The organism is Streptomyces sp. NPDC049597 (assembly GCF_040675505.1).
Taxonomy (GTDB): domain Bacteria; phylum Actinomycetota; class Actinomycetes; order Streptomycetales; family Streptomycetaceae; genus Streptomyces.
Genome location: NZ_JBFAOY010000009.1, coordinates 209,613 through 234,844, shown reverse-complemented (window position 1 = coordinate 234,844; position 25,232 = coordinate 209,613). Strand labels below are relative to the sequence as shown.

The 25,232-nt window shown below is 73.1% G+C and carries 24 protein-coding genes; 12 read left to right on the top strand and 12 right to left on the bottom strand.

Annotated elements, in window-relative coordinates; translation table 11 throughout:
• Nucleotides 1-659 precede the first annotated feature (659 nt).
• The gene (trpS, locus tag AB0K02_RS13820; protein ID WP_365992594.1) at nucleotides 660-1,655 is read left to right on the top strand and encodes a tryptophan--tRNA ligase; all 996 of its coding nucleotides are present in this window, start codon (nucleotides 660-662) and stop codon (nucleotides 1,653-1,655) included.
• A 56-nt stretch (nucleotides 1,656-1,711) separates the two neighbouring features.
• Here trpS and proC read toward each other — a convergent pair whose 3' ends face one another.
• From proC to AB0K02_RS13800, 4 genes are all read right to left on the bottom strand, one after another.
• A complete protein-coding gene (gene proC / locus AB0K02_RS13815) occupies nucleotides 1,712-2,521 on the bottom strand; it encodes a pyrroline-5-carboxylate reductase (RefSeq protein WP_365992593.1) in 810 nt (269 codons plus the stop codon).
• A 97-nt stretch (nucleotides 2,522-2,618) separates the two neighbouring features.
• The gene (locus tag AB0K02_RS13810; protein ID WP_365992592.1) at nucleotides 2,619-3,356 is read right to left on the bottom strand and encodes an ABC transporter permease; all 738 of its coding nucleotides are present in this window, start codon (nucleotides 3,354-3,356) and stop codon (nucleotides 2,619-2,621) included.
• Nucleotides 3,353-4,120: an ABC transporter ATP-binding protein gene (locus AB0K02_RS13805; RefSeq protein WP_365992591.1), complete on the bottom strand. Its 768-nt coding sequence runs from the start codon at nucleotides 4,118-4,120 to the stop codon at nucleotides 3,353-3,355. Before AB0K02_RS13805 ends, AB0K02_RS13810 begins: the two co-directional genes overlap by 4 nt.
• A gap of 75 nt (nucleotides 4,121-4,195) precedes the next feature.
• A complete protein-coding gene (locus AB0K02_RS13800) occupies nucleotides 4,196-4,951 on the bottom strand; it encodes a class I SAM-dependent methyltransferase (RefSeq protein WP_365992590.1) in 756 nt (251 codons plus the stop codon).
• Between AB0K02_RS13800 and AB0K02_RS13795 the strand changes: the two genes are divergently transcribed.
• Nucleotides 4,950-5,120, top strand: a complete 171-nt coding sequence (locus tag AB0K02_RS13795) for a hypothetical protein (protein ID WP_365992589.1) — start codon at nucleotides 4,950-4,952, stop codon at nucleotides 5,118-5,120. The genes AB0K02_RS13800 and AB0K02_RS13795 overlap by 2 nt on opposite strands.
• A gap of 13 nt (nucleotides 5,121-5,133) precedes the next feature.
• Here AB0K02_RS13795 and AB0K02_RS13790 read toward each other — a convergent pair whose 3' ends face one another.
• Nucleotides 5,134-5,658 (bottom strand): hypothetical protein, encoded by a 525-nt coding sequence (locus tag AB0K02_RS13790; protein WP_365992588.1) that lies wholly within the window; start codon nucleotides 5,656-5,658, stop codon nucleotides 5,134-5,136.
• A 31-nt stretch (nucleotides 5,659-5,689) separates the two neighbouring features.
• Complete coding sequence (locus tag AB0K02_RS13785) at nucleotides 5,690-5,998, bottom strand: SH3 domain-containing protein (RefSeq protein WP_365992587.1); 309 nt, start codon at nucleotides 5,996-5,998, stop codon at nucleotides 5,690-5,692.
• Between the two features lie 151 nt (nucleotides 5,999-6,149).
• Here AB0K02_RS13785 and AB0K02_RS13780 point away from each other — a divergent pair, with 151 nt between their 5' ends.
• Nucleotides 6,150-8,303, top strand: coding sequence for a serine/threonine-protein kinase (locus AB0K02_RS13780; RefSeq protein WP_365992605.1), 2,154 nt, complete (start codon nucleotides 6,150-6,152; stop codon nucleotides 8,301-8,303).
• A gap of 36 nt (nucleotides 8,304-8,339) precedes the next feature.
• Here AB0K02_RS13780 and ilvD read toward each other — a convergent pair whose 3' ends face one another.
• The 4 genes from ilvD to AB0K02_RS13760 all read right to left on the bottom strand — a co-directional run bounded on the left by ilvD (nucleotide 8,340) and on the right by AB0K02_RS13760 (nucleotide 12,820).
• Entirely contained in the window at nucleotides 8,340-10,193 is a 1,854-nt protein-coding gene (gene ilvD, locus AB0K02_RS13775; protein ID WP_365992586.1) for a dihydroxy-acid dehydratase, read from the bottom strand.
• 152 nt (nucleotides 10,194-10,345) lie between these two features.
• Nucleotides 10,346-10,972 (bottom strand): TetR family transcriptional regulator, encoded by a 627-nt coding sequence (locus tag AB0K02_RS13770; RefSeq protein ID WP_365992585.1) that lies wholly within the window; start codon nucleotides 10,970-10,972, stop codon nucleotides 10,346-10,348.
• Between the two features lie 47 nt (nucleotides 10,973-11,019).
• Complete coding sequence (locus AB0K02_RS13765) at nucleotides 11,020-11,865, bottom strand: sugar phosphate isomerase/epimerase (RefSeq protein WP_365992584.1); 846 nt, start codon at nucleotides 11,863-11,865, stop codon at nucleotides 11,020-11,022.
• A 22-nt stretch (nucleotides 11,866-11,887) separates the two neighbouring features.
• On the bottom strand, nucleotides 11,888-12,820 hold the full coding sequence (locus AB0K02_RS13760) for a Ppx/GppA phosphatase family protein (RefSeq protein ID WP_365992583.1): 933 nt from the start codon (nucleotides 12,818-12,820) through the stop codon (nucleotides 11,888-11,890).
• Between the two features lie 40 nt (nucleotides 12,821-12,860).
• On the opposite strand from AB0K02_RS13760, the gene AB0K02_RS13755 reads away from it, so the two are divergent.
• Entirely contained in the window at nucleotides 12,861-13,712 is an 852-nt protein-coding gene (locus AB0K02_RS13755; protein WP_365992582.1) for a hypothetical protein, read from the top strand.
• A gap of 100 nt (nucleotides 13,713-13,812) precedes the next feature.
• Here the strand turns inward: AB0K02_RS13755 and AB0K02_RS13750 are convergent, their stop codons facing one another.
• Nucleotides 13,813-15,486: a hypothetical protein gene (locus tag AB0K02_RS13750; protein ID WP_365992581.1), complete on the bottom strand. Its 1,674-nt coding sequence runs from the start codon at nucleotides 15,484-15,486 to the stop codon at nucleotides 13,813-13,815.
• Nucleotides 15,487-15,691: 205 nt separating this feature from the next.
• On the opposite strand from AB0K02_RS13750, the gene radA reads away from it, so the two are divergent.
• Both radA and disA read left to right on the top strand, forming a co-directional pair.
• The gene (gene radA, locus AB0K02_RS13745) at nucleotides 15,692-17,086 is read left to right on the top strand and encodes a DNA repair protein RadA (RefSeq protein WP_365992580.1); all 1,395 of its coding nucleotides are present in this window, start codon (nucleotides 15,692-15,694) and stop codon (nucleotides 17,084-17,086) included.
• 81 nt (nucleotides 17,087-17,167) lie between these two features.
• Nucleotides 17,168-18,292, top strand: coding sequence for a DNA integrity scanning diadenylate cyclase DisA (gene disA, locus AB0K02_RS13740; protein ID WP_365992579.1), 1,125 nt, complete (start codon nucleotides 17,168-17,170; stop codon nucleotides 18,290-18,292).
• A gap of 94 nt (nucleotides 18,293-18,386) precedes the next feature.
• On the opposite strand, the gene AB0K02_RS13735 is transcribed toward disA, so the two are convergent.
• A complete protein-coding gene (locus AB0K02_RS13735) occupies nucleotides 18,387-19,196 on the bottom strand; it encodes a hypothetical protein (protein WP_365992578.1) in 810 nt (269 codons plus the stop codon).
• A gap of 174 nt (nucleotides 19,197-19,370) precedes the next feature.
• Between AB0K02_RS13735 and AB0K02_RS13730 the strand changes: the two genes are divergently transcribed.
• From AB0K02_RS13730 to cseC, 6 genes are all read left to right on the top strand, one after another.
• Complete coding sequence (locus AB0K02_RS13730; protein WP_365992577.1) at nucleotides 19,371-20,024, top strand: phosphatase PAP2 family protein; 654 nt, start codon at nucleotides 19,371-19,373, stop codon at nucleotides 20,022-20,024.
• A 638-nt stretch (nucleotides 20,025-20,662) separates the two neighbouring features.
• Nucleotides 20,663-21,577: an A/G-specific adenine glycosylase gene (locus tag AB0K02_RS13725; protein WP_365992576.1), complete on the top strand. Its 915-nt coding sequence runs from the start codon at nucleotides 20,663-20,665 to the stop codon at nucleotides 21,575-21,577.
• Nucleotides 21,578-21,745: 168 nt separating this feature from the next.
• Nucleotides 21,746-22,318, top strand: coding sequence for a SigE family RNA polymerase sigma factor (locus AB0K02_RS13720; RefSeq protein WP_365992575.1), 573 nt, complete (start codon nucleotides 21,746-21,748; stop codon nucleotides 22,316-22,318).
• A gap of 23 nt (nucleotides 22,319-22,341) precedes the next feature.
• Nucleotides 22,342-22,971 carry a hypothetical protein gene (locus AB0K02_RS13715; RefSeq protein WP_365992574.1) on the top strand — a complete coding sequence of 210 codons (630 nt, stop codon included), beginning with the start codon at nucleotides 22,342-22,344 and terminating at the stop codon, nucleotides 22,969-22,971.
• A 64-nt stretch (nucleotides 22,972-23,035) separates the two neighbouring features.
• On the top strand, nucleotides 23,036-23,737 hold the full coding sequence (gene cseB / locus AB0K02_RS13710) for a two-component system response regulator CseB (RefSeq protein ID WP_365992573.1): 702 nt from the start codon (nucleotides 23,036-23,038) through the stop codon (nucleotides 23,735-23,737).
• 36 nt (nucleotides 23,738-23,773) lie between these two features.
• The gene (gene cseC, locus AB0K02_RS13705; RefSeq protein ID WP_365992572.1) at nucleotides 23,774-25,105 is read left to right on the top strand and encodes a two-component system sensor histidine kinase CseC; all 1,332 of its coding nucleotides are present in this window, start codon (nucleotides 23,774-23,776) and stop codon (nucleotides 25,103-25,105) included.
• Nucleotides 25,106-25,232: the final 127 nt, after the last annotated feature.

Genomic DNA, 25,232 nt, shown 5'->3' with positions numbered 1-25,232 from the left:
AAGGAACGGACGCTTCCTTTGTACTCACCCGCAGAATCTTCTGGGGCTTTCCTCCGGGCGCTTCCCTTCGGTCTTGCGTTTCCGACTCTATCAGATCTTTCCGATCCGATTTCCTCGGTGCTTTCCAGTTCTTCGCTTTCGCGCTTCCCTTTCCGGCGGTTCCGACTCTATCAGATCCTTTCGGGCCTGATTCCCAGTCAGAGGGGGTTGTCCTCCCGGCCGTTGGGCCGTTCCGACGAGTGAGACTTTAGCGGAATCCCGAGGCCCGACGCTAATCGGGGTCTCGCTCGTTCGAAAGTCGAACGAGGATTCCTCATTCCGTGAAAACGCACGCAAAAGACGGGCGCCAGAAACTCTGTCGCTCGTTCGAGTGGGTCTTGCGGAATGGTGTCCGGGGACCAGCCTGAGCCGGTGCTCACGTCGGACAACTCGGAGAACACTACGGATGGCGCAACCCGGTGTCAACTCTGACCCCGCGGGCGTAGGCTGTGCCGCATGACCACGCGCACGTGCCTCAGTCTCTGGTGGGCCGCCTGACGGCGGCCGGCACCTGCGCATGCTCTTCAACGGCCGCCGCTTCGGCGGCCGTTCTCGTATCCCCGCTCCGGGGTCCGGCCGCCGCTGCGGCGGCTTCGACCCGACACGGAGTGGAGTACGGAATGAAGCGGATCTTCAGCGGCATCAAGCCGACCGGGCACCTGACCCTCGGCAACTACCTCGGAGCGATGCGACGCTGGGTCGAGGTCGACCAGCACCGGTCGGGCTCCCTGTTCAGCGTGGTCGACCTGCACGCGCTGACCATCGAGCACGATCCGGCGCGGGTGCGCAGGCTCAGCCGGCAGGCGGCGACGCTGCTGCTGGCCGCGGGGCTGGACCCGGAACTGTGCACGCTCTTCGTGCAGAGCCATGTGGACGAGCACGCGCGGCTTTCGTACATCCTCGAGTGCACGGCCACCGACGGCGAGCTGCGGCGCATGATCCAGTACAAGGAGAAGAGCGCGCGGGCGCGGGAGTCCGGGCAGAGCGTACGGCTCTCGCTGCTGACGTATCCGGCTCTGATGGCGGCCGACATCCTGGCCTACAGGACCGACGAGGTGCCGGTCGGTGAGGACCAGACCCAGCATGTGGAGCTGACCAGAGACCTCGCCGTCCGGTTCAACCAGCGGTACGGGCACACCTTCACCGTGCCACGGGCGACGCATCCGCCGGTGGCCGCACGGGTGATGGATCTGCAGGACCCCACGTCGAAGATGGGCAAGTCCCACGAGGCCGGCGCCGGGATCGTGTATCTGCTCGACGAGGCGGACGTGGTGCGCAAGAAGGTCATGCGGGCGGTCACGGACAGCGGGCGGGATGTCGCGTACGACCGGGAGGAGCGGCCGGGTGTCACCAACCTGCTGGAGATCATGGCGGCCTGTACCGGGCGTGATCCGAGGGAGCTGGCCGGGGAGTACGGCTCGTACGGCGCGTTGAAGAAGGACGTCGCCGACGCCGTGGTGGAGGTGCTGCGGCCGGTCAGGGTGCGCCACGCCGAACTTGCGGCCGACCCGGCGTACATCGACGAGGTGCTGCGCAAGGGCGCCGACCGGGCCAGAGGGATGGCGCGTCCGACGGTCGACGCCGCCTATCGCGCGATCGGGCTGCTGCCGGCCTGAAGCGGGGAAGCACGGGGCCGCCGCCGTTCACGGCGGCGGCCTCGCTTACGAGAGGGTCAGCCGTTGCCGGAGGCGAGCTCGCGGCTGCGGTCGCGGGCGGCTTCGAGGGCGGCGATGAGGGCCGCGCGAACGCCGTGGTTCTCCAGTTCGCGGATGGCGCTGATCGTGGTTCCGGCCGGGGAGGTGACGGCCTCGCGGAGCTTCACGGGGTGTTCGCCGCTGTCGCGGAGCATCACCGCGGCGCCGATGGCGGCCTGGACGATGAGGTCGTGGGCCTGGGCGCGCGGGAGGCCGAGGAGGATGCCGGCGTCGGTCATCGCCTCGACCAGGAAGTAGAAGTAGGCCGGGCCCGATCCGGAGAGCGCGGTGGCGGCGTCCTGCTGGGACTCGGGGACGCGCAGGGTCTTGCCGACGCCGCCGAAGATCTCCTCGGCGTGCACGACGTGCTCGGTGGTGGCGTGGCTGCCGGCGGAGATGACGGACATGCCTTCGTCGACGAGGACGGGGGTGTTGGGCATGACACGCACGACCGGGGTTCCCGTGGCCAGACGCTCCTCGATGGAGGAGCACGTGATGCCGGCCGCGGCGCTGATGACGAGCCGGTCGGCGGTGACGTGCGGGGCGAGCTCGTCGAGGAGCTTGCCCATGTCCTGGGGCTTGACGGCCAGGATGAGGGTGTCGGCGCGCTTGGCCGCCTCGGCGTTGGTGACCGCCTCGACCCCGTAACGGGTGCGGAGCTCCTCGGCACGCTCGGCACGACGGGCGGTGACCAGCAGATCGGCGGGGTGCCAGCCGGCGCGGATCATGCCGCTGAGCAGGGCCTCGCCGATCTTGCCCGTACCGAGGACTGCGACTGTCTGGGTCATGGCTCTGTTCACCTCGCCGGTCGGGATGCGTGCGCTCACATCCTTGCACCGGGGGCGGTGACGTGCCGTGGGCGTCCACGTGGCGGGCAGGGACGGTTCAGGCGGTGCGCCGGCGCAGGGTGGCGGCGCCGAGGGCGAGGACGAGGACGGCGCAGGCGGCGACGACCAGGACGTCGCGGAGGAAGGCGGCGGTGGTGTCGGTGTGGCGCAGGACCTCGTTCATGGCGTCGACCGCGTAGGACATGGGCAGCACGTTCGAAACGGCTTCGAGGGCGGGCTGCATCCGGTCGCGCGGGGTGAACAGGCCGCACAGGAGCAGCTGCGGGAAGATCACGGCCGGCATGAACTGGACCGCCTGGAACTCGGAGGCGGCGAAGGCGGAGACGAACAGGCCGAGTGCCGTGCCGAGCAGGGCGTCGAGGAGCGCGACCAGGAGCAGCAGCCAGGGCGAGCCGACGACGTCGAGGCCGAGGACCGACAGGGCGAGCCCGGTCGCGAGGAGGGACTGGACGACGGCGACGAGGCCGAAGGCGATGGCGTACCCGCCGATGAGGTCGCCCTTGCCGAGGGGCATGGCGAGCAGTCGTTCCAGGGTGCCCGAGGTGCGTTCGCGCAGGGTGGCGATGGAGGACACCAGGAACATCGTGATGAGCGGGAAGATGCCGAGCAGCGAGGCGCCGATGGAGTCGAAGGTGCGCGGGCTGCCGTCGAAGACGTAGCGCAGCAGCAGGAGCATCAGGCACGGCACGAGCAGCATCAGGGCGATGGAGCGCGGGTCGTGGCGGAGCTGGCGCAGGACGCGGGCGGCTGTGGCGAGGGTACGGGCCGAGCTCATCGGGCGTTCTCCTGGAGGGCGTCGGCCTCGTCGACCAGGCGGAGGAAGGCCGCTTCGACGGTTTCGGTACGGGTGCGTGCGCGCAGGTCGTCGGGGGTGTCCTCGGCGAGGATCTCGCCGTCGCGCATGAGCATGAGCCGGTGGCAGCGCTCGGCCTCGTCCATGACGTGGGAGGAGACGAGGATCGTCGCGCCCCGGTCGTCGGCGATGCGGTGGAAGAGGTCCCACAGGTCGCGGCGCAGGACGGGGTCCAGGCCGACGGTCGGTTCGTCGAGCACGAGGACCTCGGGGGTGCCGAGCAGGGCGACGGCGAGCGAGACGCGGCTGCGCTGGCCGCCGGAGAGACGGCCGGCGAGGGCGTCGGCGTGCGAGGTGAGGTCGACGTCGGCGACGGCGCGGGCGACGTGCTCCTCGCGGGCGTCCTGGTGGGCCCGGCCCGGGAGCAGCACGGAGGCGAAGTAGTCGAGGTTCTGGCGGACGGTGAGGTCGTCGTAGACGGACGGGGCCTGGGTGACGTAGCCGATCCGGGAGCGCAGTCCGGCGTCACCGGCCGGGCGGCCGAGGACCTCCAGGGCGCCGGCGACCTTGGCCTGGGTGCCCACGACGGCGCGCATGAGGGTCGACTTGCCGCAGCCGGAGGGCCCGAGGAGCCCGGTGATCCGGCCGGGCAGGACGGTGAAGTCGAGGCCGCGCAGGACGGTGCGGTCTCCTCGTACGACGGTGAGGCCGCGGGCCAGGATCGCGACTCCAGAGGAATTCATCATGTGATGAATAATGCGCCTGGCGATGCCGGGGCGTCAAGGACGAGGGACGTCGGGACGGGGCCGGGTGGGAACCGGTCAGGCAGGACGGCGGGTGACCGTGAGGTCGACCGCGTACGCCTCATCGACCCATCCGTCCGGGAACAGCCGCAGCAGCTCGGCCCGCTCGCGGTCGAGGAAGGCGCGGGCCGCGTCCCTGCCCGCGACCAGGAACAGCGAGTGGCTGCCGAGGTTGTCGAGGTGGGTGCCGAGAGGGACGCGCCGACTCCAGTGCAGACGGCGTTCGGCGCGGGGAACGCCGTCGGGCAGGGCGCGGGCGGCGCCGGGCGCGCCGTGTGCCGCGCTGCCGAGGTCACGCCTCAGCCGCTCCTCCTGCGCGGCGATCCAGGGGACGTCCCGGTCGGCGACGTTCCACCACAGGGCGAGTGCGCCGCCGGGCCGCAGGACGCGCAGGGCCTCGGGGAGGGAGCGGGCGGGGTCCGTCCAGTGAAAGGACTGGGCGTACGTGAGGAAGTCGGCGCTCGCGTCGGCGAGAGGGAGGGCGTCGCCGAGGCCGCGGACGAGGGGAACGCCGGGCAGCGACCGGCGGAACCGGTCGGCCATACCGGCGCCCGGCTCCACGGCGGTGACGCGCGCGCCGCGCTCGCGCAGCAGCCGGGTGGCGATGCCGGTGCCGGCGCCGACGTCCACGGTCCGTGCGTCGGTGAGCGGGCGGCCGGCCAGTTCCTCGACGGCGTCGAAGAGGGCGGGCGGATAGCCGGGGCGGGCGGCGTCGTACTGGTCCGCCGCGGTGTCGAAGGAGAGGGCGCGCCGGGACTGGGCGGAATCCGTCATGCGCCCCATCCTCAGCCGGAACGTCTCCGTCCGCCCTCAGCCCGGAACGTCTTCGCCGGCCGACGCGTGCCGCTCGTCGCGCGGCACCACGCCACCGGTCGCCATCGCCGAGGCGCGCGCCGCCCACGACGCCGCGGCGGAGCGGGACCCCGACGCCGGCGGGGCGTGAGCGCCCGGGAGACCTAGGCGCGCCGCTTGCCGTTCCCGCGGGCGCGGTTCGCCGGGTTCCCGGAGCGGCTGCCGCGGCGCTTCTCGTACTGCCGGAGCGCCGTCTCGTACTCGGCGCGGCGCAGTCCCTCGCCGGGGGCCTCCGCCAGGCAGCGCAGGGAGTAGGCGATGAGGGAGCCGATGAAGCCGATCACCTTGAGGCTGCGCAGCGAGTCCTCGGCGGGGGAGCCGGTCGGCCGGCGGCCGAAGCCCGCCCAGGTCGTACGGAAGGCGATGGCGCTGCAGACGGCGAACATCACGACGACGAGGGCGTTCACGAAGCCGCCGACCTCGGCGATGGCCAGACCCTGGTACGCGAAGCGCAGCACGAGCGCGGCGGCGAAGGCGGTGACGAGCGCCCCGGCGCCGACGGCGGCCCGGCGCAGCCCGTAGCCCCCGTCGTGCTCGACCCAGGTGGTGCCGAACCAACGGATGGGCTCGGGCCGCGGTCCGGTGCCGCTGCCGGTGGTGTCGCCGGGGTTCTCGTTGTTCTCGCTCACGGGTCGATTATCCCCACGGCGAGGCGGAGGGTCAGGAGCAGCGGATGGTGACGTAGCCGTCGCTGCCCGTCTGGACGTAGGCGTCGGAGACGAACTCGCCGTTGGCGATGTTGTCCCAGATGTTGGTGGTGCCGTAGGGGCCGGTGATCGTCTCACCCGGCTTCTGGCAGTTGATCGGGACGCTCGCGCCGTACGGCAGCACCCGGACGATCGCGTACTGGGTACCGGGGCCGGAGCGCACGTTCAGCCGGACGCCGGGTGCGACCGGGTAGCGCTTGACCGTGAAGGTCTCCACGGCCTCGGTCCCGGCCTGTTCGCCCTGCACTTCTTCAACAGCCATGGAGTTCTCCCCCGTTGACGCACGTCTGACGCACGTGTGGTGAAAGCGGCGTGACTTGCCGCGCGCAGGCTAGCAAGCCATGGCTGGATCGCACGCATCATCGACTAGGCTCCGAGCGTCGCGCGTGCGCACCATCAGACGGGGGTGGGAGATGCCACCGCTGCGCAGTACCGGGTCGTTCCCGGAAGCGGAGCATCCGGAGTATGCCGGGCAGTACCGCCTCGAGGCCTGCCTCGGCAACGGCGGCATGGGCGTCGTCCACCTCGCAACCTCCGCTTCGGGCCTGCGGCTCGCGGTCAAGGTCATCCACGCCGAGCACGCCTCGGACCCCGAGTTCAGAGCGCGTTTCCGTCAGGAGGTCGCCGCCGCGCGCCGGGTCAGCGGCGCCTTCACGGCACCGGTCGTGGACGCCGACCCCGAGGCCGAACGCCCCTGGATGGCCACGCTGTTCATCGACGGTCCCACGCTGTCGGACCGGGTCAAGCGGAACGGCCCCCTGGATGCGTCGGAGCTGCGCAGGGCCGGCGCGGGACTCGCCGAGGCGCTGCGCGACATCCATCGCGCCGGCGTGGTGCACCGGGACCTGAAACCCAGCAATGTGCTGCTGGCCCCGGATGGACCGAAAGTCATCGACTTCGGGATCTCCCGTCCGGCGGACAGCGATCTGCGCACGGAGACCGGCAAGCTGATCGGGACGCCGCCGTTCATGGCTCCCGAGCAGTTCCAGCGCCCGCGCGAGGTCGGGCCCGAGGCCGATGTGTTCGCCCTGGGCGCCGTGCTCGTGCACGCGGCGACCGGGCGCGGCCCGTTCGACTCCGACAGCCCCTACCTCGTGGCGTACCAGGTCGTGCACAACGAGCCCGATCTTGCGGGCGTGCCGGAGGATCTCGTACCGCTGCTGCGCAGGTGCCTGGCCAAGGACCCGCGCGAGCGGCCCACGCCGTACGAGCTGATGGTGGCGCTGCGCGCGTCGTCGCCGTCGTCCGGGTGCGACACCCAGGCCTACATACCGGCGCAGCGCGGACCGGAGCAGCGCGGACCGCGGCTCCCCGCGGCGGAGGATCCCGCCGGCGCCGGCGGGAAGGCCGGCGCGAGGCGCCGCGGCCGGGCCCGGTGGGCGGCGGTCGCCGCCGCCCTCGCCGTGCTGGCCACCGGTGCGGTCGTGGCTGTCGCGGCCCTGTCGGACGACCGGGGGCCGGACCGCGCGGCACCGCGCGCCGGGCAGTCCTTCCGCCCCTGGAGCGTGGCCCTGCACCGCGGCGACGGCGAGAACCGGACCCCTGTGTGCACCGGGGCCGGCCCTGCACTCTTCTGCACGGCTCCCGGCAGCGGGGCGGTCCGGCTCGACCCGGCCGACGGCAGCACCGACTGGTCCGCGCCCGTCGCGGAGCCCCGGACGGCCCGGGGACAGGGCGACACGGGTCGGGAGCCCGTGATCGCCGGTGGCCTGCTGCACGTCGTCACGGCGGGCGGCGACCGCTACGAGGCGCTCGACCCCGCGACCGGCGCGGTGCGGTGGGGCCTCGACATCTCCGCGTACGCCACGGTGCGCCCCCTCGGGGACATCGTGCTGCTGGTCGCCGAGGGCGGGCAGGTGCGGGCCGTCGACGCCGCGACGGGCGCGGACCGGTGGCGCAAGCGGCTCGGCGGGCCGGGCACGCAGTGGGTCCGGGCCGCGGGCGGCGAGGGTCCCGCGTTCGACGTGACGCTGTCCGCGGACGGAACGGCCACACGCGTCGGCGCGATCGATCCGACGAGCGGCCGGCGGCTGTGGAGCGAGCGGCTCCAGGGGTCGCTGACCCCGGCGGGGGCCGTGGACGGTTCGCTGTATCTGCTCTCGTCCGACGCGGACGGGTTCACCGACGCCGTGGTCCGTGTGGACACGGCGTCCAAGGACCGCGCCGTCGGCCGTGTCCCGCTGGCCGCCCCGGTCGACCAGGCGCAGGCCGCCGTCGCCGGGTCGGTCGTCTACCTGTCGGGTGCGGGCGGTTCGCTCCTCGCCGTCGACACGTCCCGGTCGCCCGGGGACGCGCAGCTGTGGCGCCTGGAGACGGCGGTGACCCACCTGTCCCGGCCGGCGGCCGACGACCGCTCCGTGTACGTGTCGGCCGGTGACGGGCGGCTGCTCGCCGTCGACGTCGCCCGCGGCACGCTGACCGGCCAGACCAGGCCCCGGATGGACGACGGACGGTTCACCTACGCGGCCATGCTGCCCGCCCCCGTCACAGCGCCCGGCACCGTCTTCGCCACCGCCCCCGACGGGTCCGTCTTCGCCGTCGACGCGAAGGACCCGGCGCGCTGGTGAGCGCGCCGGGTCTCCGGTGACTGCGATACGGGCGGGTCAGCCCAGCTTGGAGACGTCCCGCACCGCGCCCTTGTCCGCGCTCGTCGCCATGGCCGCGTAGGCGCGCAGCGCCGCCGAGACCTTGCGCTCGCGGGACTTCGGGGCGTACGCGCCGCCCAGCGCCTGCTCGCGGCGGGCCAGTTCGGCCTCGTCGACCAGCAGCTCGATGGAGCGGCCCGGGATGTCGATGCGGATGCGGTCGCCGTCCTCGACGAGGGCGATGGTGCCGCCGGACGCGGCCTCCGGGGAGGCGTGGCCGATCGACAGGCCGGACGTGCCGCCGGAGAAGCGGCCGTCGGTGATCAGGGCGCAGGTCTTGCCGAGCCCTCGGCCCTTCAGGAAGGACGTCGGATAGAGCATCTCCTGCATGCCGGGGCCGCCCTTGGGGCCCTCGTAGCGGATGACGACCACGTCGCCGTCCGTGACCTGCTTGTTGAGAATCTTCTCGACGGCCTCCTCCTGCGACTCGCAGACGACCGCAGGGCCCTCGAAGGTCCAGATGGACTCGTCGACGCCTGCCGTCTTCACGACGCAGCCGTCGACGGCCAGGTTGCCCTTCAGCACCGCCAGGCCGCCGTCCTTGGAGTACGCGTGCTCGACGGAGCGGATGCAGCCGCCCTCGGCGTCCGTGTCGAGGCTGTCCCAGCGCTCGGACTGGGAGAAGGCCTCGGCGGAGCGGACGCAGCCGGGGGCCGCGTGCCACAGCTCGACGGCCTCGGCGGACGGGGAGCCGCCGCGCACGTCCCAGGTCTTGAGCCAGTCGGCGAGGGACGGGCTGTGGACGGAGTACACGTCCTCGTTCAGCAGCCCGGCGCGGTGCAGCTCGCCCAGCAGGGCGGGGATGCCGCCGGCGCGGTGCACGTCCTCCATGTAGTACGTGCGGTCCTTCGCGACGTTGGGCGCGACCTTCGCCAGGCAGGGGACCCGGCGCGAGACGGTGTCGATCTCGTCCAGGCCGAAGGGGGCGCCCGCCTCCTGGGCCGCTGCCAGCAGGTGCAGGATCGTGTTGGTCGAGCCGCCCATCGCGATGTCCAGGGCCATCGCGTTCTCGAAGGCCGCGAACGAGGCGACGGAGCGGGGCAGGACCGTCTCGTCGTCCTGCTCGTAGTAGCGGCGGGTGATGTCCATGACGGTGCGGGCCGCGCGCTCGTACAGGCCCTTGCGGGCGGTGTGCGTGGCGAGCACCGAGCCGTTGCCGGGCAGGGAGAGCCCGATGGCCTCGGTCAGGCAGTTCATCGAGTTGGCGGTGAACATGCCGGAACAGGAGCCGCAGGTCGGGCAGGCGTTCTCCTCGATGCGGAGGATGTCCTCGTCCGAGATCTTGTCGTTCACCGCGTCCGAGATCGCGTCGACCAGGTCGAGCGTGCGGACGGTGCCGTCGACGAGCGTCGCGCGGCCGGACTCCATGGGGCCGCCGGAGACGAAGACCGTCGGGATGTTGAGGCGCAGGGCGGCCATCAGCATGCCGGGCGTGATCTTGTCGCAGTTGGAGATGCAGATCAGGGCATCGGCGCAGTGCGCCTCGACCATGTACTCCACGGAGTCGGCGATCAGGTCGCGCGAGGGCAGCGAGTAGAGCATGCCGCCGTGGCCCATGGCGATGCCGTCGTCGACGGCGATCGTGTTGAACTCGCGCGGGATGCCGCCCGCCTCCCTGATCGCCTCGGAGACGATCCGGCCGACCGGCTGCAGGTGGGTGTGGCCCGGCACGAACTCCGTGAAGGAGTTGGCGACGGCAATGATCGGCTTGCGGCCGATGTCCGCGCCCGGTACACCGGAGGCCCGCATAAGGGCGCGGGCGCCCGCCATGTTGCGGCCGTGGGTGACAGTGCGGGACCTCAGCTCGGGCATCGTCGCTCGCTCCTCGTCGTGATGGGTGTACCTGTCTCGAGCGTACGCCGCGGCTCCAAGATCTGGACAGCTTGTCCGGAATGCGGGACACGCGGCTCAGTCCTCGGTCGGCTCGGTGTCCTGCTCCGCGCAGAGATCGTCTCCTGGCCCGCTCAGACGCCGGGCGGGCCGGGGTCCGTGAGGTAGCGCTGCAGGGTGGGTGCGACCATCCGCACGATCTCCTCCGTGTCCACCGAGGCCAGCGGCTCGGCCTTGATCACGTAACGCAGGATCGCGATACCGATCATGTGGGACGCGGCGAGCTCGGCGCGGAAGGTGGGGTCCGGTACGTCGAGGTCGCCCGCGACCCGCTCCAGCAGCCGCCGCAGGACGAACCCGCGCAGCACCTTCGCCGCGGCCTCGTGGGTCAGCGCGGAACGGAGGATGGCGAGCAGCGGGGCGCGGGTCGCCGGGTTCTCCCAGACGCCGATGAGGTAGCGGGCGAGCCGCTCGCCGATGCCCTCGGTGCCCGCGCCGAGGATCACGGGGATGGCCAGCGCGGGCTCGAAGGAGACCTCGATCGCCGCGGCGAAGACGTCGTCCTTGGTGCCGAAGTAGTGGTGCACGAGCGCCGCGTCGACCCCGGCCGCCCGCGCGATGCCGCGCATCGTCGTCTTGTCGTAGCCGCGCTCGGCGAACTCGGTGCGCGCCGCCTCGAGGATCCGCTCGCGCGCGCCGGGCCCCTCGTCGGCCGCCTTGCGGGCCGGCCGCCCGCGCCGCCGGGGTGCCGCGTCGGTCATCGGGCCCTGCCGGTCATCACGTCGTACCCGTCATCGCGTCGTATGCGTCATCGCGTGGTACCGGTCCCGCCGCGGACGCGCGACGAGGCCGCCGAGGCCAGGTGCAGTCGCGTGAAGGCCAGCGCCTCCGCCAGGTCGGCCTCGCGTTCGGCGGCGGACATGGCGCGCCGCGTGTTGACCTCGATGACGACGTGGCCGTCGAAGCCGTTGCCGGCCAGGCGCTCCAGCAGTTCGGCGCAGGGCTGGTCGCCACGGCCGGGCACCAGGTGCTCGTCCTTGGCGGACCCCTTGCCGTCGGCCAGGTGCACGTGGCCGAGCCGGTCGCCCATCCGGTCCACCATCGCCATCGTGTCGGTCCGCGAGGTCGCCGTGTGCGACAGGTCGATGGTGAAGTGCCGGTAGTCGTCCTTGGTGACGTCCCAGTCGGGGGCGTACGCGAGCATCTCCCGGTCCCGGTAGCGCCAGGGGTACATGTTCTCCACGGCGAACCGGACGTCCGTCTCGTCCGCCATGCGCCAGATGCCGCGGACGAAGTCGCGCGCGTACTGCCGCTGCCAGCGGAACGGCGGGTGCACGACCACCGTGGAGGCCCCCAGTTTCTCCGCGGCGGCCTGCGCCCGCTGGAGCTTGACCCACGGATCGGTGGACCAGACCCGCTGGGTGATCAGCAGGCACGGGGCGTGGACGGCGTGGATGGGGACCTGGTGGTAGTCGGAGAGCCTGCGCAGCGCCTCGATGTCCTGGCTGACGGGGTCCGTCCAGACCATGATCTCGACCCCGTCGTAGCCGAGGCGCGCGGCGACCTCGAAGGCGGTCGCCGTCGACTCCGGATAGACGGAAGCCGTCGACAGGACAACCTTCGCATCCGGGATGCGCACCACTGGTTCTGCCACGGAGACAGCCTAAAGGCACGCGCTAGGCGGTCGGCAGATGGTCGAGGCGCCGCAGGATGACGCCCTCGCGCAGCGCCCAGGGACAGATCTCCAGTTCCTCGGCGTCGAACAGGTCCATCGCACCCTCCGCGACCAGGGCTCCTGCCAGCAGCTGACGGGCCCGGCCCGGGGAGACGCCGGGCAGGCCGGCGCGCTGCTCCACGGTCATGGCGGCGAGCTTGGGCACCCAGCCGACGAGTGACGCACGACTCAGCACCCGCTGGACGTACAGGCCCTCGGCGGAGCGGGCCGCACCCGCGATACGGGCCAGCTGCTTGAAGGTCTTGGAGGTGGCGACGATGTGGTCAGGCGGGCCCAGCCGGCTGAATTCGCCGACGACGCGGGCGATCTCGGCGCGCACATGACGCCGCAGCGACTTCACGTCCTGGGGGTCAGGCGGGTCGCCCGGCAGCAGTCCCGCGGTCAGCCGGCTCGCGCCGAGCGGCAGGGAGACGGCGGCGTCGGGCTCCTCGTCGATGCCGAACGCGATCTCCAGCGAGCCGCCGCCGATGTCCAGGACCAGCAGCTTCCCGGCCGACCAGCCGAACCAGCGGCGGGCCGCGAGGAACGTGAGACGCGCCTCCTCCTCACCGGTGAGGACCGTCAGCTCGACCCCCGTATCGGCCTTGACGCGGGACAGGACCTTGTCCGCGTTGGTCGCCTCGCGCACGGCGGAGGTGGCGAAGGAGAGGACCTCTTCGCAGCCCTTGTCCTCGGCGGCCTGCAACGCGTCGGCAACGGTGTGGACCAGCCGCTCGATGCCCTCCTCGCCGATGGCGCCACCCTCGTCGAGCAGCTCGGCGAGACGCAGCTCCGCCTTGTGGGAGTGCGCGGGAAGGGGGCGGGCGCCGGGGTGGGCGTCCACCGCCAGGAGGTGCACCGTGTTCGAACCGACGTCGAGGACTCCGAGTCTCATGGAGGGAACGCTACTGCGGTCGCCCGCATACGCTGGAGCCGTGCCAAAGACGAAAAAGGCGAAGCAGGGCAAAGCAGTGCCCGTCACGAGGTCCGAGCGGCCCGACAACCCCGACAAGCGCTCAGCCAAGAAGAGCGAGCCCGACGAGAAGGGCCTGGACTTCCCCCGGGCCTGGGTGGAGTTCCCGGACCCCGCCGACGACGAACAGGTCTTCCGGTGCGACCTGACGTGGCTCACCTCACGCTGGAGCTGCATCTTCGGCAGCGGGTGCCAGGGAATCCAGGCCGGGCGGGCGGATGACGGCTGCTGCACGCTGGGCGCGCACTTCTCCGACGAGGAGGACGAACAGCGCGTGGCGCAGCACGTGGCACGCCTGACGCCGGACCTGTGGCAGTTCCACGACGTCGGCACCCGGACCGGCTGGGTGCAGCAGGACGAGGACGGTGAGCGCCAGACGCGCCGCTGGGAGGGCTCCTGCATCTTCCAGAACCGTCCGGGCTTCGCGGGCGGCGCTGGCTGCTCGCTGCACATCCTCGCGCTGCGCGAGGGCCGGGAGCCGCTGGAGACCAAGCCGGACGTGTGCTGGCAGCTGCCGGTGCGGCGTACGTACGAATGGGTCGACCGGCCGGACGACACCCGCGTGCTGCAGGTGTCGATCGGCGAGTACGACCGCCGGGGCTGGGGCCCGGGCGGGCACGACCTGCACTGGTGGTGCACGTCGGCGACGTCGGCGCACGGCGCGGGCGAGCCTGTGTACGTGACCTACCGCCCGGAGTTGACGGAGCTGATGGGCAAGGCGGCGTACGACGTGCTCGTGGAGCTGTGCGAGGCGCGTATGGCGTCGTCGCTTCCGCTGGTGGCGCCGCACCCGGCGGACCCGAAGCCCCGCTGACGGGCTGGCCACCGGCCGGACCGCGGCCCGGCAGGCCCGCCCGGCACGCCCCTCGTGCGGGGAATGCCGGGCGGACGCCACGGTGAGCGTGTCGGCCGGGTCAGTCCGAGGGCGGCGGGGGCGCCGGCTCGGTCGGCGGTTCCGACGCGGGCGGTGACGTGGGCGGGTCGGCCGGGGCGGGCGAGGACGGCGGCGGCGAGGTCGGCGGCGTCGGGTCCGGCGAGGACGGCGGCGGGCTGGAGGGCGGTGTGCTCGACGGCGGTGCGGGAATCGGGTCGGGCCGGGAGGGCGGCGGGCCGGCCTCCCCGCGGCCGCGGATCGCCACGACCGCGCCGGCCGGCTCGATGCCGACCTGCGCGCGCCAGTAGCCGGACGGTTCCCGCGAGGAGTCGACGGTGATGTAGAGAGTGATCGTTTCGCCGGGGTACAGGGTTCCGGACGAGCGCGTGGTGCGCAGCCAGGGCACGTCCGTCCACAGCGACCAGTCGACCGGGGCGCCGCCGGACGCGATGAGCGTGATGACGGTGGTGTCCCCGGCGGGCTGCGCCTCGACGGTGAGCCTGCCCGGGCCCCGCCCGGGAGCGGAGGGCGGGACGGGGGTGCCCGTGCTGATCACCTCGACGGAGACGTCGGGCGTGTGCCGGTCGGCCGTGAAACGGGGGTCGGGCTTCGTGCTCGCGTTGCCCGCGTTCTCGTAGTGGCCGTACGGATCGCCCTCGCCCGCGCCGTCCCGGTCGCCGGCGCTGATGACCGGCCCGCGATGACCCTCACCGGTCAACGGCGCCCCCCGGTACGCAGCCCACAGGGCGAGCACCGGCGCGGCCACGACCGTGGCCACGACCGTGGTCGTCACCGCGCGGGCGCGCATCCGGTCGCGCCGGGCGGCGTGGTCCTTGGGGTCGAGCGGGAAGCCCCCCGGGCCGAAGCGGGGGCCGCCGGCCCGGGCGCGCGGGACGTGCCGCATCGCGACGTACACGGCGGCGCGCGGCGCCTCGACCAGGGGCAGCGCGGCCGGTGTGACGGCCGAGCCGGGCCAGGGCCCCCGCGCGCCGGCGCGCTCGGCGGCTCTGCGGCAGCGGGGGCAGTCGTCCACGTGGCGCACGAGCTCGCGGCGCAGCGCGGCCGAGAGCAGGACGCGGCTGTCGCCGGTGAGCCGGGAGACCGCCGGGCAGTTGCCGGTCTCGACGACGGCGAGCGCGGCCCGGGTGCGCTCCACCTCGCAGGCCGCCGCTGCCAGCAGCTCGCGGGCCGCGACCTCGCCGAGACCGAGGACCGAGGCGACGGCGGCCGGGCCGAGGCCGTGCCGCACGGCCAGTTCGAGGGCCTCGCGCTGCTCGGGGGTGGTGCCGGCGGCCTCGGGCCAGGCCAGCAGGGCCAGTTCGGCGCGGCGGCGCTCGGCGGCCTCGGGGGCGACGCCTGGCGCGGGATCGTCGCCCGCGGGGGGCCGTCCGGTGTGGGCGCCCTGGCGCCTGCGGCGCTGCTCGCCGAGCCGGCGCAGACAGGCCCAGCGCGCGAGCGCGTACATCCAGGCCCTCCGCTCGGACTCGCCGGACGGGCAGCGGCCGTGGTGCCGTTCGGCGATGGCGAGGACGTCACCGAGGACCGCCGTCGCCGCGTCGTGGTCGCACAGCACGGAGAGGCAGTAGGTGAACAGGCCGTCGAGATGCGGCTCGTAGCGCGCGGGCGGTCGCTCGGCGGACGGACGGGGCGCGCGACGGTGCGCGCGGTGTGCGCCGGTGATGTGGGTAGGGGGCTCCAGCCTGCTGCTCGTCACTCCGTGACCGTAGGGGCAGCACCGGACCCCGTTCGTACCGCTTGAGCACTTTTACTCCCTACGGGTGAACCGTTTCTTGAAGGAGGACAGGGGGACAGATTCCGCGCCCGGGGGCACGCGCCGTTTCGCGCCGTGCGCCGGGCAGCGCGCCCTCCACGAGCGGGCGCCGGGCAGAGCTGTCAGTGGGCCCCGCTACGGTTTGCGCATGGCTGCCCGTACGAAATCCGCGAAGGACCGGCCGTCCTACCGCTGCACCGAATGCGGCTGGACCACCGCGAAGTGGCTCGGTCGCTGCCCCGAGTGCCAGGCGTGGGGCACGGTCGAGGAGTACGGCGCGCCCGCCGTCCGCACCACGGCCGCCGGCCGGGTCTCCACCGCCGCGCTGCCCATCGGTCAGGTCGACGGCCGGCAGGCGGCCGCGCGCACCACGGGCGTGGACGAGCTCGACCGGGTCCTCGGCGGCGGTCTCGTGCCGGGTGCGGTCGTGCTGCTCGCGGGCGAGCCGGGCGTCGGCAAGTCGACGCTGCTGCTCGACGTCGCGGCCAAGGCGGCGAGCGACGACCACCGCACGCTGTACGTGACGGGCGAGGAGTCCGCGAGTCAGGTCAGGCTGCGGGCCGACCGGATCAGAGCCCTGCACGACCACCTCTATCTGGCGGCGGAGACGGACCTGTCGGCGGTCCTCGGCCATCTGGACGCGGTCAAGCCTTCCCTGCTGATCCTCGACTCCGTGCAGACGGTGGCCTCCCCCGAGATCGACGGCGCGCCCGGCGGCATGGCCCAGGTCCGCGAGGTCGCCGGCGCCCTGATCCGCGCCTCCAAGGAGCGCGGCATGTCCACGCTGCTGGTGGGCCATGTGACGAAGGACGGCGCGATCGCGGGTCCCCGGCTGCTGGAGCATCTCGTCGATGTGGTGCTCCACTTCGAGGGCGACCGGCACGCCCGCCTGCGCCTCGTGCGCGGCGTGAAGAACAGGTACGGGGCGACGGACGAGGTCGGCTGCTTCGAGCTGCACGACGAGGGCATCACCGGCCTGGCCGATCCCTCGGGCCTCTTCCTCACCCGCCGCGACGAGCCCGTTCCCGGCACCTGCCTGACGGTCACGCTGGAAGGCCGCCGTCCGCTCGTCGCCGAGGTGCAGGCCCTGACCGTCGACTCGCAGATCCCCTCTCCCCGGCGCACTACCTCCGGTCTGGAGACCTCGCGGGTGTCGATGATGCTCGCGGTCCTGGAGCAGCGGGGCCGGATCTCGGCGCTCGGCAAGCGCGACATCTACAGCGCGACGGTCGGCGGCGTGAAGCTCTCCGAGCCCGCCGCCGACCTCGCGATCGCCCTCGCGCTGGCGTCGGCGGCGAGCGACACCCCGCTGCCGAAGAACCTGGTCGCGATCGGCGAGGTGGGACTCGCCGGCGAGGTCAGACGGGTGACGGGCGTCCAGCGGCGGCTCGCCGAGGCGCACCGTCTCGGCTTCACCCACGCCCTTGTTCCCTGCGACCCGGGCAAGATCCCGGCGGGCATGAGGGTCACGGAGGTCGCCGACATGGGGGATGCTCTGCGGGTGCTCCCGCGCGTCCGCCGGAAGGCTCCGGACGGCGCCTGAGGCGTACGCCCCCCAGGACGACGAGGCCCGCCGGTAGACTTTGCCCTGGTCTCGCCCACCCGTACGAGCCGGAGGAGTGCAGTGGCAGCCAAGGACGGGGCAGCAGCACCCGGAAAGTCCGGCCAAGGCACGGGCAACGAAGCGCTGATCCGCGCCGCCCTGAGCGCGGTCGCCCCGGGCACCGCCCTGCGCGACGGCCTGGAGCGCATCCTGAGGGGGAACACCGGTGGACTGATCGTTCTCGGCATGGACAAGACCGTCGAGTCGATGTGCACCGGCGGCTTCGTGCTGGACGTGGAGTTCACCGCGACCCGGCTGCGCGAGCTGTGCAAGCTGGACGGCGCGCTGATCCTCGACAAGGACATCTCCAAGATCCACCGGGCCGGTGTCCAGCTGGTCCCGGACGCCTCCATCCCGACCGAGGAGACCGGCACCCGGCACCGCACCGCGGACCGGGTCTCGCGCCAGTGCGGCTTCCCCGTGGTGTCCGTGTCCCAGTCGATGCGGCTGATCGCGCTCTACGTGGACGGTGAGCGCCGTGTCCTGGAGGAGTCCGCCGCGATCCTGTCGCGGGCCAACCAGGCGCTGGCCACCCTGGAGCGCTACAAGCTCCGCCTCGACGAGGTCGCGGGCACGCTGTCCGCGCTGGAGATCGAGGACCTCGTCACCGTCCGGGACGTCACGGCGGTCGCGCAGCGCCTGGAGATGGTGCGCCGGATCGCCACCGAGATCGCCGAGTACGTGGTGGAGCTGGGCACCGACGGCCGCCTCCTCGCGCTCCAGCTCGACGAGCTGATCGCGGGCGTGGAGCCGGAGCGCGAGCTGGTCGTCCGCGACTACGTGCCCGAGCCGACGGCCAAGCGCTCGCGCACGGTGGACGAGGCGCTGGCGGAGCTGGACGCCCTCACCCACACCGAGCTGCTCGAACTGCCTGTCGTGGCACGGGCCCTGGGTTACAGCGGCTCACCCGAGACCCTGGACTCCGCGGTCTCGCCGCGGGGTTACCGCCTGCTGGCGAAGGTCCCCCGGCTGCCGGGCGCGATCATCGAGCGGCTCGTGGAGCACTTCGGCGGGTTGCAGAAGCTGCTGGCCGCCAGCGTGGACGACCTCCAGGCCGTGGACGGCGTCGGCGAGGCACGGGCGCGCAGCGTGCGCGAGGGCCTGTCGCGGCTCGCGGAGTCGTCGATCCTCGAGCGGTACGTCTGAGACCTGTACGGGCGAGGGGCCTCACGACCTGGTCGTGAGGCCCCTCGCCCGTGTCCCGGTGGCTCTGCGGCCGGCCGGTTCGGTCCTTGTCGAGTCAGTCCTTGTCGAGGCGGAACGACGCGGGCAGCACCGTCTCGCCCGGGAACGTCACCTCGACCAGGTAGGTGCCCGGAGCCGCGCCGCCCGGTGACGTCGTCGGGCACTGCGGCGCGCTGCGCTTCCTGTCCCACTCGACGGTGTGCGTGATCGTCCCGTTGCCGGGGACGCTGAGGAACCGGGCCGGGGCCGTGCGCGGGCAGTGGCCCGAGGACCACACGTCCTTGTCCTCGCTGTCGGTGACGGTGAACACCGCGGCCTTCGGTCCGAAGTCCGCCTTGCACGTCGTGGGCGACGAGTTGGCGACGACGAGCCTGAACACGGGCTTCTCGCCCGGCGCATAGGAGACCTTCGTGGTGCTCAGGGTCAACCGCAGTGCGCTTGGCGCACAGTTGGGGAGTGCCGAACCGGCCGGGACCTGCACGCCGGGGGCACCTCCCGAGGTGCCGCCCGTGGCGCCGGGACCGCTCGTGGTGGCGCCGTCCCCGCCGCTCGCGCCGCCGGGGCTCGTGGCACCGTCGCCGGAGCCGCCCGCACCGCCGGAACCGCTCGCACCGTCGCCCGACTCGTCACGCCCGCCGGGCTGTTGGCTGATCGCGGGGCCGGAATGGTCGGGTCCGGGAGTGATCGAGTGTGCGGGGGCCGGGCCCTTGCCGTCCGCGGTGTTCTTGCCGTCGTCGTCCCCGCCGGACGTGACGGCCCACACGATCAGCACCGCGAGCAGCGCGACCAGTGACGCCGCGACTGCCCTCCGTCGCCAGTAGATGGAGGAGGGAAGCGGCCCGATCGGATTGCGCAGAGATCCCACGGACCGAACTCTACGAGAGATCGCGGCCAACTCCGGCCCCACCCGCCGCCTCGGGCAGAAGTTCTGCTGATCATCATCACGGACCACGTCCCGAAAGGCCGTTGCGGTCGCCGGGGCCGCTCCGGACGATCGCGATGGGTGACCGGACCGCCTGGGACGATACGGTCCGTGACCATGGACAGCAGCATCACCCGCGGTCTCTACCGCGACATCACCGACTTCGCCCACACCACGCCCTCCTGGGTGCGGCACCTCGCCGAACTCTGGACGGAAGCGGGGCTGTTGCTCTTCGGTGTGCTGTTCCTCCTCGCCTGGTGGCGCTCGCGCACCGGTGACCTGCGCGCGACAGCCCTCGCCGTCCTCGCACCGCTGGTGACGGCGGCCGGCTACGTGGTCAGTGAATCCCTCAAGTCCCTGGTGGACGAGGAGCGTCCGTGCCGCACGGTCACGGAGGCCGCCGCGCCGCTGGTGCCCTGTCCGCCGTACGGTGACTGGTCCTTCCCGAGCAACCACTCGGCCATCGCCGGGGCCGCGGCCGTGGCGCTCGTGATCGCGTGGCCGCGGATCGCGGTTCTGACGGTGCCGATGGCGCTGCTGATGGCCTTCTCCCGGGTCTTCGTCGGGGTGCACTACCCGCACGACGTGCTGACGGGCCTGGTGGTCGGCGCGCTCGTCGCAGCGGTCTGCTCGGTGGCACTGCTGCGCCCGGCCCGGTCGCTGCTCGGCGCCATGCGCGCGAGCCGGACCGGAATCGTGGGCTGGGTCACCGGCCCCGGCCCCGCCCCGCGGCCCGCCGATGAGACGGCCCACGCCGCCCGGGTGCCGTGACGCGGGGCGGGCGACCGGGCGGGCGGCCCCCCGCTCCCGCACATGGGCTTGGCACCCGCTCGCCGCGGACGACCCCTGCTCCCAGCACACAGGCCCGGCGCACGCGCGCCACAGGTGCCCCGGCTCCCGCGCACGGGTTGGCGCCGCTCGCCGCGGATGCCCCCGCTCCCGCGCACGGGCCGGGCGCACGCGCCACGGCGGCCCTCAGCCCCCGCTCACGCGCCACGGGCGCCGCGGGTCCCGCACGGGCCCGGCACCCGCTCGCCACGGCCGCCCCCACTCCCGCGCACGGCCCGGCACCCGCGCGCCACGGATGCCCCCGCTCCCCCGCACAGGCCCGGAGCACACGCGCCACGGGCGCCGCGGCTCCCGCACGGGCCCGGCACCCGCTCGCCACGGCCGCCCCCACTCCCGCGCACGGCCCGGCACCCGCGCGCCACGGCCGCCCCCGCTCCCCCGCACAGGCCCGGCGCACGCGCGCCACGGGCGCCGCGGGTCCCGCGCAGCCCGGCCCAAACGCGCGCCGTGGCCGCCCGGCCCGCACGCCCTCGCACGGCCCCGGCGCCGCCGCGCGGCCCCGCCCGGGGCGGGGTGCATGCGGCACACGGCCGCCGGGGCGTGCCAGGATCGTGCGTGCCATGACTGTCACTCATGATTCCCAGACGCCCGACGCCCTCGACCCCGAAGCCCTCCACGTCCCCGTCATCGCCTGGTTCGACCAGCACGCCCGCGACCTTCCCTGGCGCCGCCCGGAGGCCGGCGCGTGGGGCGTGATGGTCAGCGAGTTCATGCTGCAGCAGACCCCGGTCTCCCGGGTGCTCCCGGTGTACGAGGAGTGGCTGGCCCGCTGGCCGCGCCCGGCCGACCTCGCGGCGGAGGCTCCCGGCGAGGCCGTCCGCGCCTGGGGGCGGCTCGGCTACCCGCGCCGCGCGCTGCGGCTGCACGGCGCCGCACAGGCCATAACGGAGCGGCACGGCGGCGAGGTGCCGCGCCTCCACGCGCAGCTCCTCGCCCTGCCGGGCATCGGTGAATACACGGCGGCGGCGGTGGCCTCCTTCGCGTACGGCCAGCGGCACGCGGTGCTGGACACCAACGTGCGGCGGGTCTTCGCCCGCGCCGCGACCGGCGTCCAGTACCCGCCGAACGCGACGACCGCGGCCGAACGCCGCCTGGCCCGTGCTCTGCTCCCCGACGAGGAGAGCACCGCGGCCCGATGGGCGGCGGCGTCCATGGAGCTCGGCGCGCTGGTGTGCACCGCACGGAACGAGGACTGCGGCCGCTGTCCGATCGCCGCGCGGTGCGCCTGGCGGCTCGCGGGCAAGCCCGCGCACGACGGTCCCGCGCGCCGCGGGCAGACGTACGCCGGCACGGACCGGCAGGTACGCGGCCGGCTGCTGGCGGTCCTGCGCGAGGCCACGGCACCCGTACCGCAGTCGGCGCTGGACGCGGTCTGGGACGAACCCGTGCAGCGGGGCCGGGCACTCGACGGGCTGGTCGCCGACGGGCTCGTCGAGCCTCTGGACGGCGGCTTCTACCGGCTCCCCCTCGGCTGAACCAAGGGAACTACCCCGTCTCCACCGCATCTCAAACATCGGCTGTTACAGAACCGATGGACGGCCGTGCGCCGCCCGACGGCTGCTTCGCACAGCGCCGTGACAACCGCTCCGTAACTTCTGTCCCGCAACGACACACGGGGTTTCACGGGGACGGAGGCGGTTGGAATGGCGCACGGCGAGGTGCTGGAATTCGAGGAGTACGTACGCACCCGGCAGGAGGCGCTGCTGCGCAGCGCCCGGCGTCTCGTCCCCGACCCCGTCGAGGCCCAGGACCTCCTGCAGACCGCGCTGGTGCGCACGTACGGCCGCTGGGACGGAATCGCGGACAAGTCGCTCGCGGACGCGTACCTTCGCCGCGTGATGATCAATACGCGCACCGAGTGGTGGCGTGCCCGCAAGCTCGAAGAGGTCCCCACCGAGCAGCTCCCGGACGCGAGCGTCGACGACGGCAGCGAGCAGCGCGCGAACCGCGCCCTGCTGATGGACGTCCTCAAGGTGCTGGCCCCCAAGCAGCGCAGCGTGGTCGTGCTGCGGCACTGGGAGCAGATGAGCACCGAGGAGACCGCTGCCGCGCTGGGAATGTCGCCGGGTACGGTGAAGAGCACGCTGCACCGGGCGCTCGCCAAGCTCCGCCAGGAGCTTCAGTCGCGGGACCTCGACGCCCGCGCCCTGGAGCGCGACGAGTCGCGGCGTACCCACCAGCAGGGCGAACGGGAGCGGGAGCGGTGCGCGGCCTGACAGGCAGAGGCAGCGGGACACGGGTGGCGGGCAGCACGGCGACGGCCGGGCTGGTCGCCTTCGCCCTGTTGGCGGCCGGCTGTTCCACCGGGGGCTCGGGGCTGCAGGACGAGGGGGCCGCCCCGTCCGACCACGCGGCGAAGGCCACGCCCTCCCCGGCGGCGTCCGGGAGCGCCGGGCAGTTCGCGAAAGCGGTCGACGCGGTGGAGCTGCTCAAGAACGACCCGAAGGTCAGCGCCCGGGTCAAGGCGGACCTGCGGCCGTGCGCCAGGGACTCGTACCCCGTGGACACCTCGTACGGGGTCATCACCGGCAGCTCCGCGCCCGATGTCGTGGTGAACGTGATGACCTGCGCCGACGCCGTCGGACTCGGCACCTACGTGTACCGGCAGAACGGCGACGCGTACGAGAACGTCTTCGCGGTCGAGGAGCCCGCCGTGTACTCGGCGATCGACCGGGGCGACCTCGTGGTGACCAAGCAGGTGTACGCCAAGGGCGATCCGGTGGCCGAGCCGTCCGGCGAGGAGGTCACCACCTACCGCTGGTCCGGCGGGAAGTTCACCCAGCAGTTCTGGGTGCGCAACGAGTACAGCAGGTCGGTCGGCGAGGGCGAGGTCGTGGCCACGGACGCCCCCGCCCCGGGCGACAACTGACCACCCCGCCCGCTGAGACGTGCCCGCAGAGAAACGAACCCGAACGAGAGCTGAGAGCTGACGGATGGCCGAGACCCATGTCCTGTTCGTCGAAGACGACGATGTCATCCGCGAGGCCACCCAGCTCGCGCTGGAGCGCGTCGGCTTCACGGTCACGGCCGTGCCCGACGGGCTCCAGGGCCTGGAGGCGTTCCGGGCCGACCGGCCGGACATCGCGCTGCTCGACGTGATGGTGCCGGGCCTGGACGGCGTCAGCCTGTGCCGGCGCATCCGCGACGAGTCGACCGTCCCCGTGATCATGCTGTCGGCGCGCGCGGACTCCATCGACGTGGTGCTCGGCCTGGAGGCCGGCGCCGACGACTATGTGACGAAGCCCTTCGACGGCGCGGTGCTCGTGGCGCGCATCCGCGCGGTGCTGCGCCGCTTCGGACACGCCGGCGGCGGTGCGGCCGACACGTCCGCCGGGCAGCAGGAGCAGGGCAGCGTGCTCGTCTTCGGGGACCTGCAGATAGACACCGAGGGCATGGAGGTCCGCAGGGGCGGCAAGCAGGTCGGGCTGACCCCCACGGAGATGCGGCTGCTGCTGGAGTTCTCGTCGGCACCCGGCACGGTGCTCTCGCGCGACAAGCTGCTGGAGCGGGTCTGGGACTACGGCTGGGGCGGTGACACCCGCGTCGTGGACGTCCATGTGCAGCGGCTGCGGACCAAGATCGGCCAGGACCGCATCGAGACGGTCCGCGGCTTCGGTTACAAGCTGAGGGCGTGACACAGGCCGTATGAGCTCCGGACAGGACCCCGTCGGATGAGACGTCCCTCCCTGCGCACCGGGACCCTGCGCACCGGCGTCCGGTGGAAGATCAGCATCGCCATCGCCGCCGTCGGCGCGCTCATCGCCATGGCGCTGAGCCTCGTCGTGCACAACGCGGCGCGCGTCTCCATGCTCGACAACGCCCGTGACGTCCAGATGGACCGCATCCTGCTCGCCCAGCGCTGGTACGAGACCTCCAAGAACCGCGACCCGCGCTTCAACAGCAAGATCAACGACTCGGCCCTCCCCGACGAGCTGCAGAAACTGGTGCGCGAGAACCGGCGCGGCAGTTACGTCGACGACAGCGGCGAGACGCCGGAGATCTGGGCCGCCGTACCGCTGGCCAACGGTGACGTGCTGTCCCTGCACACCGAGTTCGCCGGCCGCAGCGCCACCGTGATGAAGGACCTCGACCGGGCGCTGATCATCGGCTCCGTGTCCGTCGTGCTGTGCGGCTCCGCGCTCGGCGTGCTCATCGGCGGTCAGCTCTCGCGCCGGCTGCGCAAGGCGGCCGCGGCCGCGGGAAACGTGGCGCAGGGCAACACCGACGTACGGGTGAGGGACGCCATCGGCGGGGTCGTACGCGACGAGACGGACGAGCTGGCCCGCGCCGTGGACGCCCTGACCGACGCGCTGCAGTCCCGCATCGAGGCGGAACGCCGGGTCACGGCGGACATCGCGCACGAGCTGCGCACGCCCGTGACGGGTCTGCTGACCGCGGCGGAGCTGCTGCCGCCCGGCCGCCCCACCGAGCTCGTCCGGGACAGGGCGCAGGCGATGCGCACACTGGTGGAGGACGTGCTGGAGGTGGCGCGGCTCGACAGCGCGTCGGAGCGGGCCGAGCTCCAGGAGATCCAGCTCGGGGAGTTCGTCGGCCGGCGGGTGGCCGCGCTGCACCCCGAGGCGGAGATCCGGGTCGTCCACGAGTCCTGGGTGAACACCGACCCGCGGCGCCTGGAGCGCATCCTGGGCAATCTGCTGACCAATGCCATGAAGTACGGCAAGGGCCCCGTCGAGGTGACCGTCGAGGGCCGTGTGGTGCGCGTACGGGACCACGGGCCCGGGTTCCCCGAGGCGCTGCTGCGCGAGGGGCCGAGCCGTTTCCGTACGGGCGCGAGCGACCGGGCGGGCACGGGCCACGGCCTGGGCCTGACGATCGCGGTCGGCCAGGCGCGGGTGCTGGGCGCCCGCCTGACCTTCCGCAACGCGGCCCCGGAGGGCTCGACGCCGCTGGGCGCTTCGGGCGGGGCGATCGCGGTGCTCTGGCTGCCGGAACACGCCCCGACGAACACGGGCAGTTTCCCGATGCTCCCCCTGGACGACTGACCTGCACGGATGGGCCGGGCGGGCACGCGGCGGACTCCCGGGGCCCCTGACGACGCCGAGGGCGACCCCGAGGAGCAGCGTGATGCCGCCCTCGAGGTCGCCCTCGATCCGATCGTCCCAGCCGCGC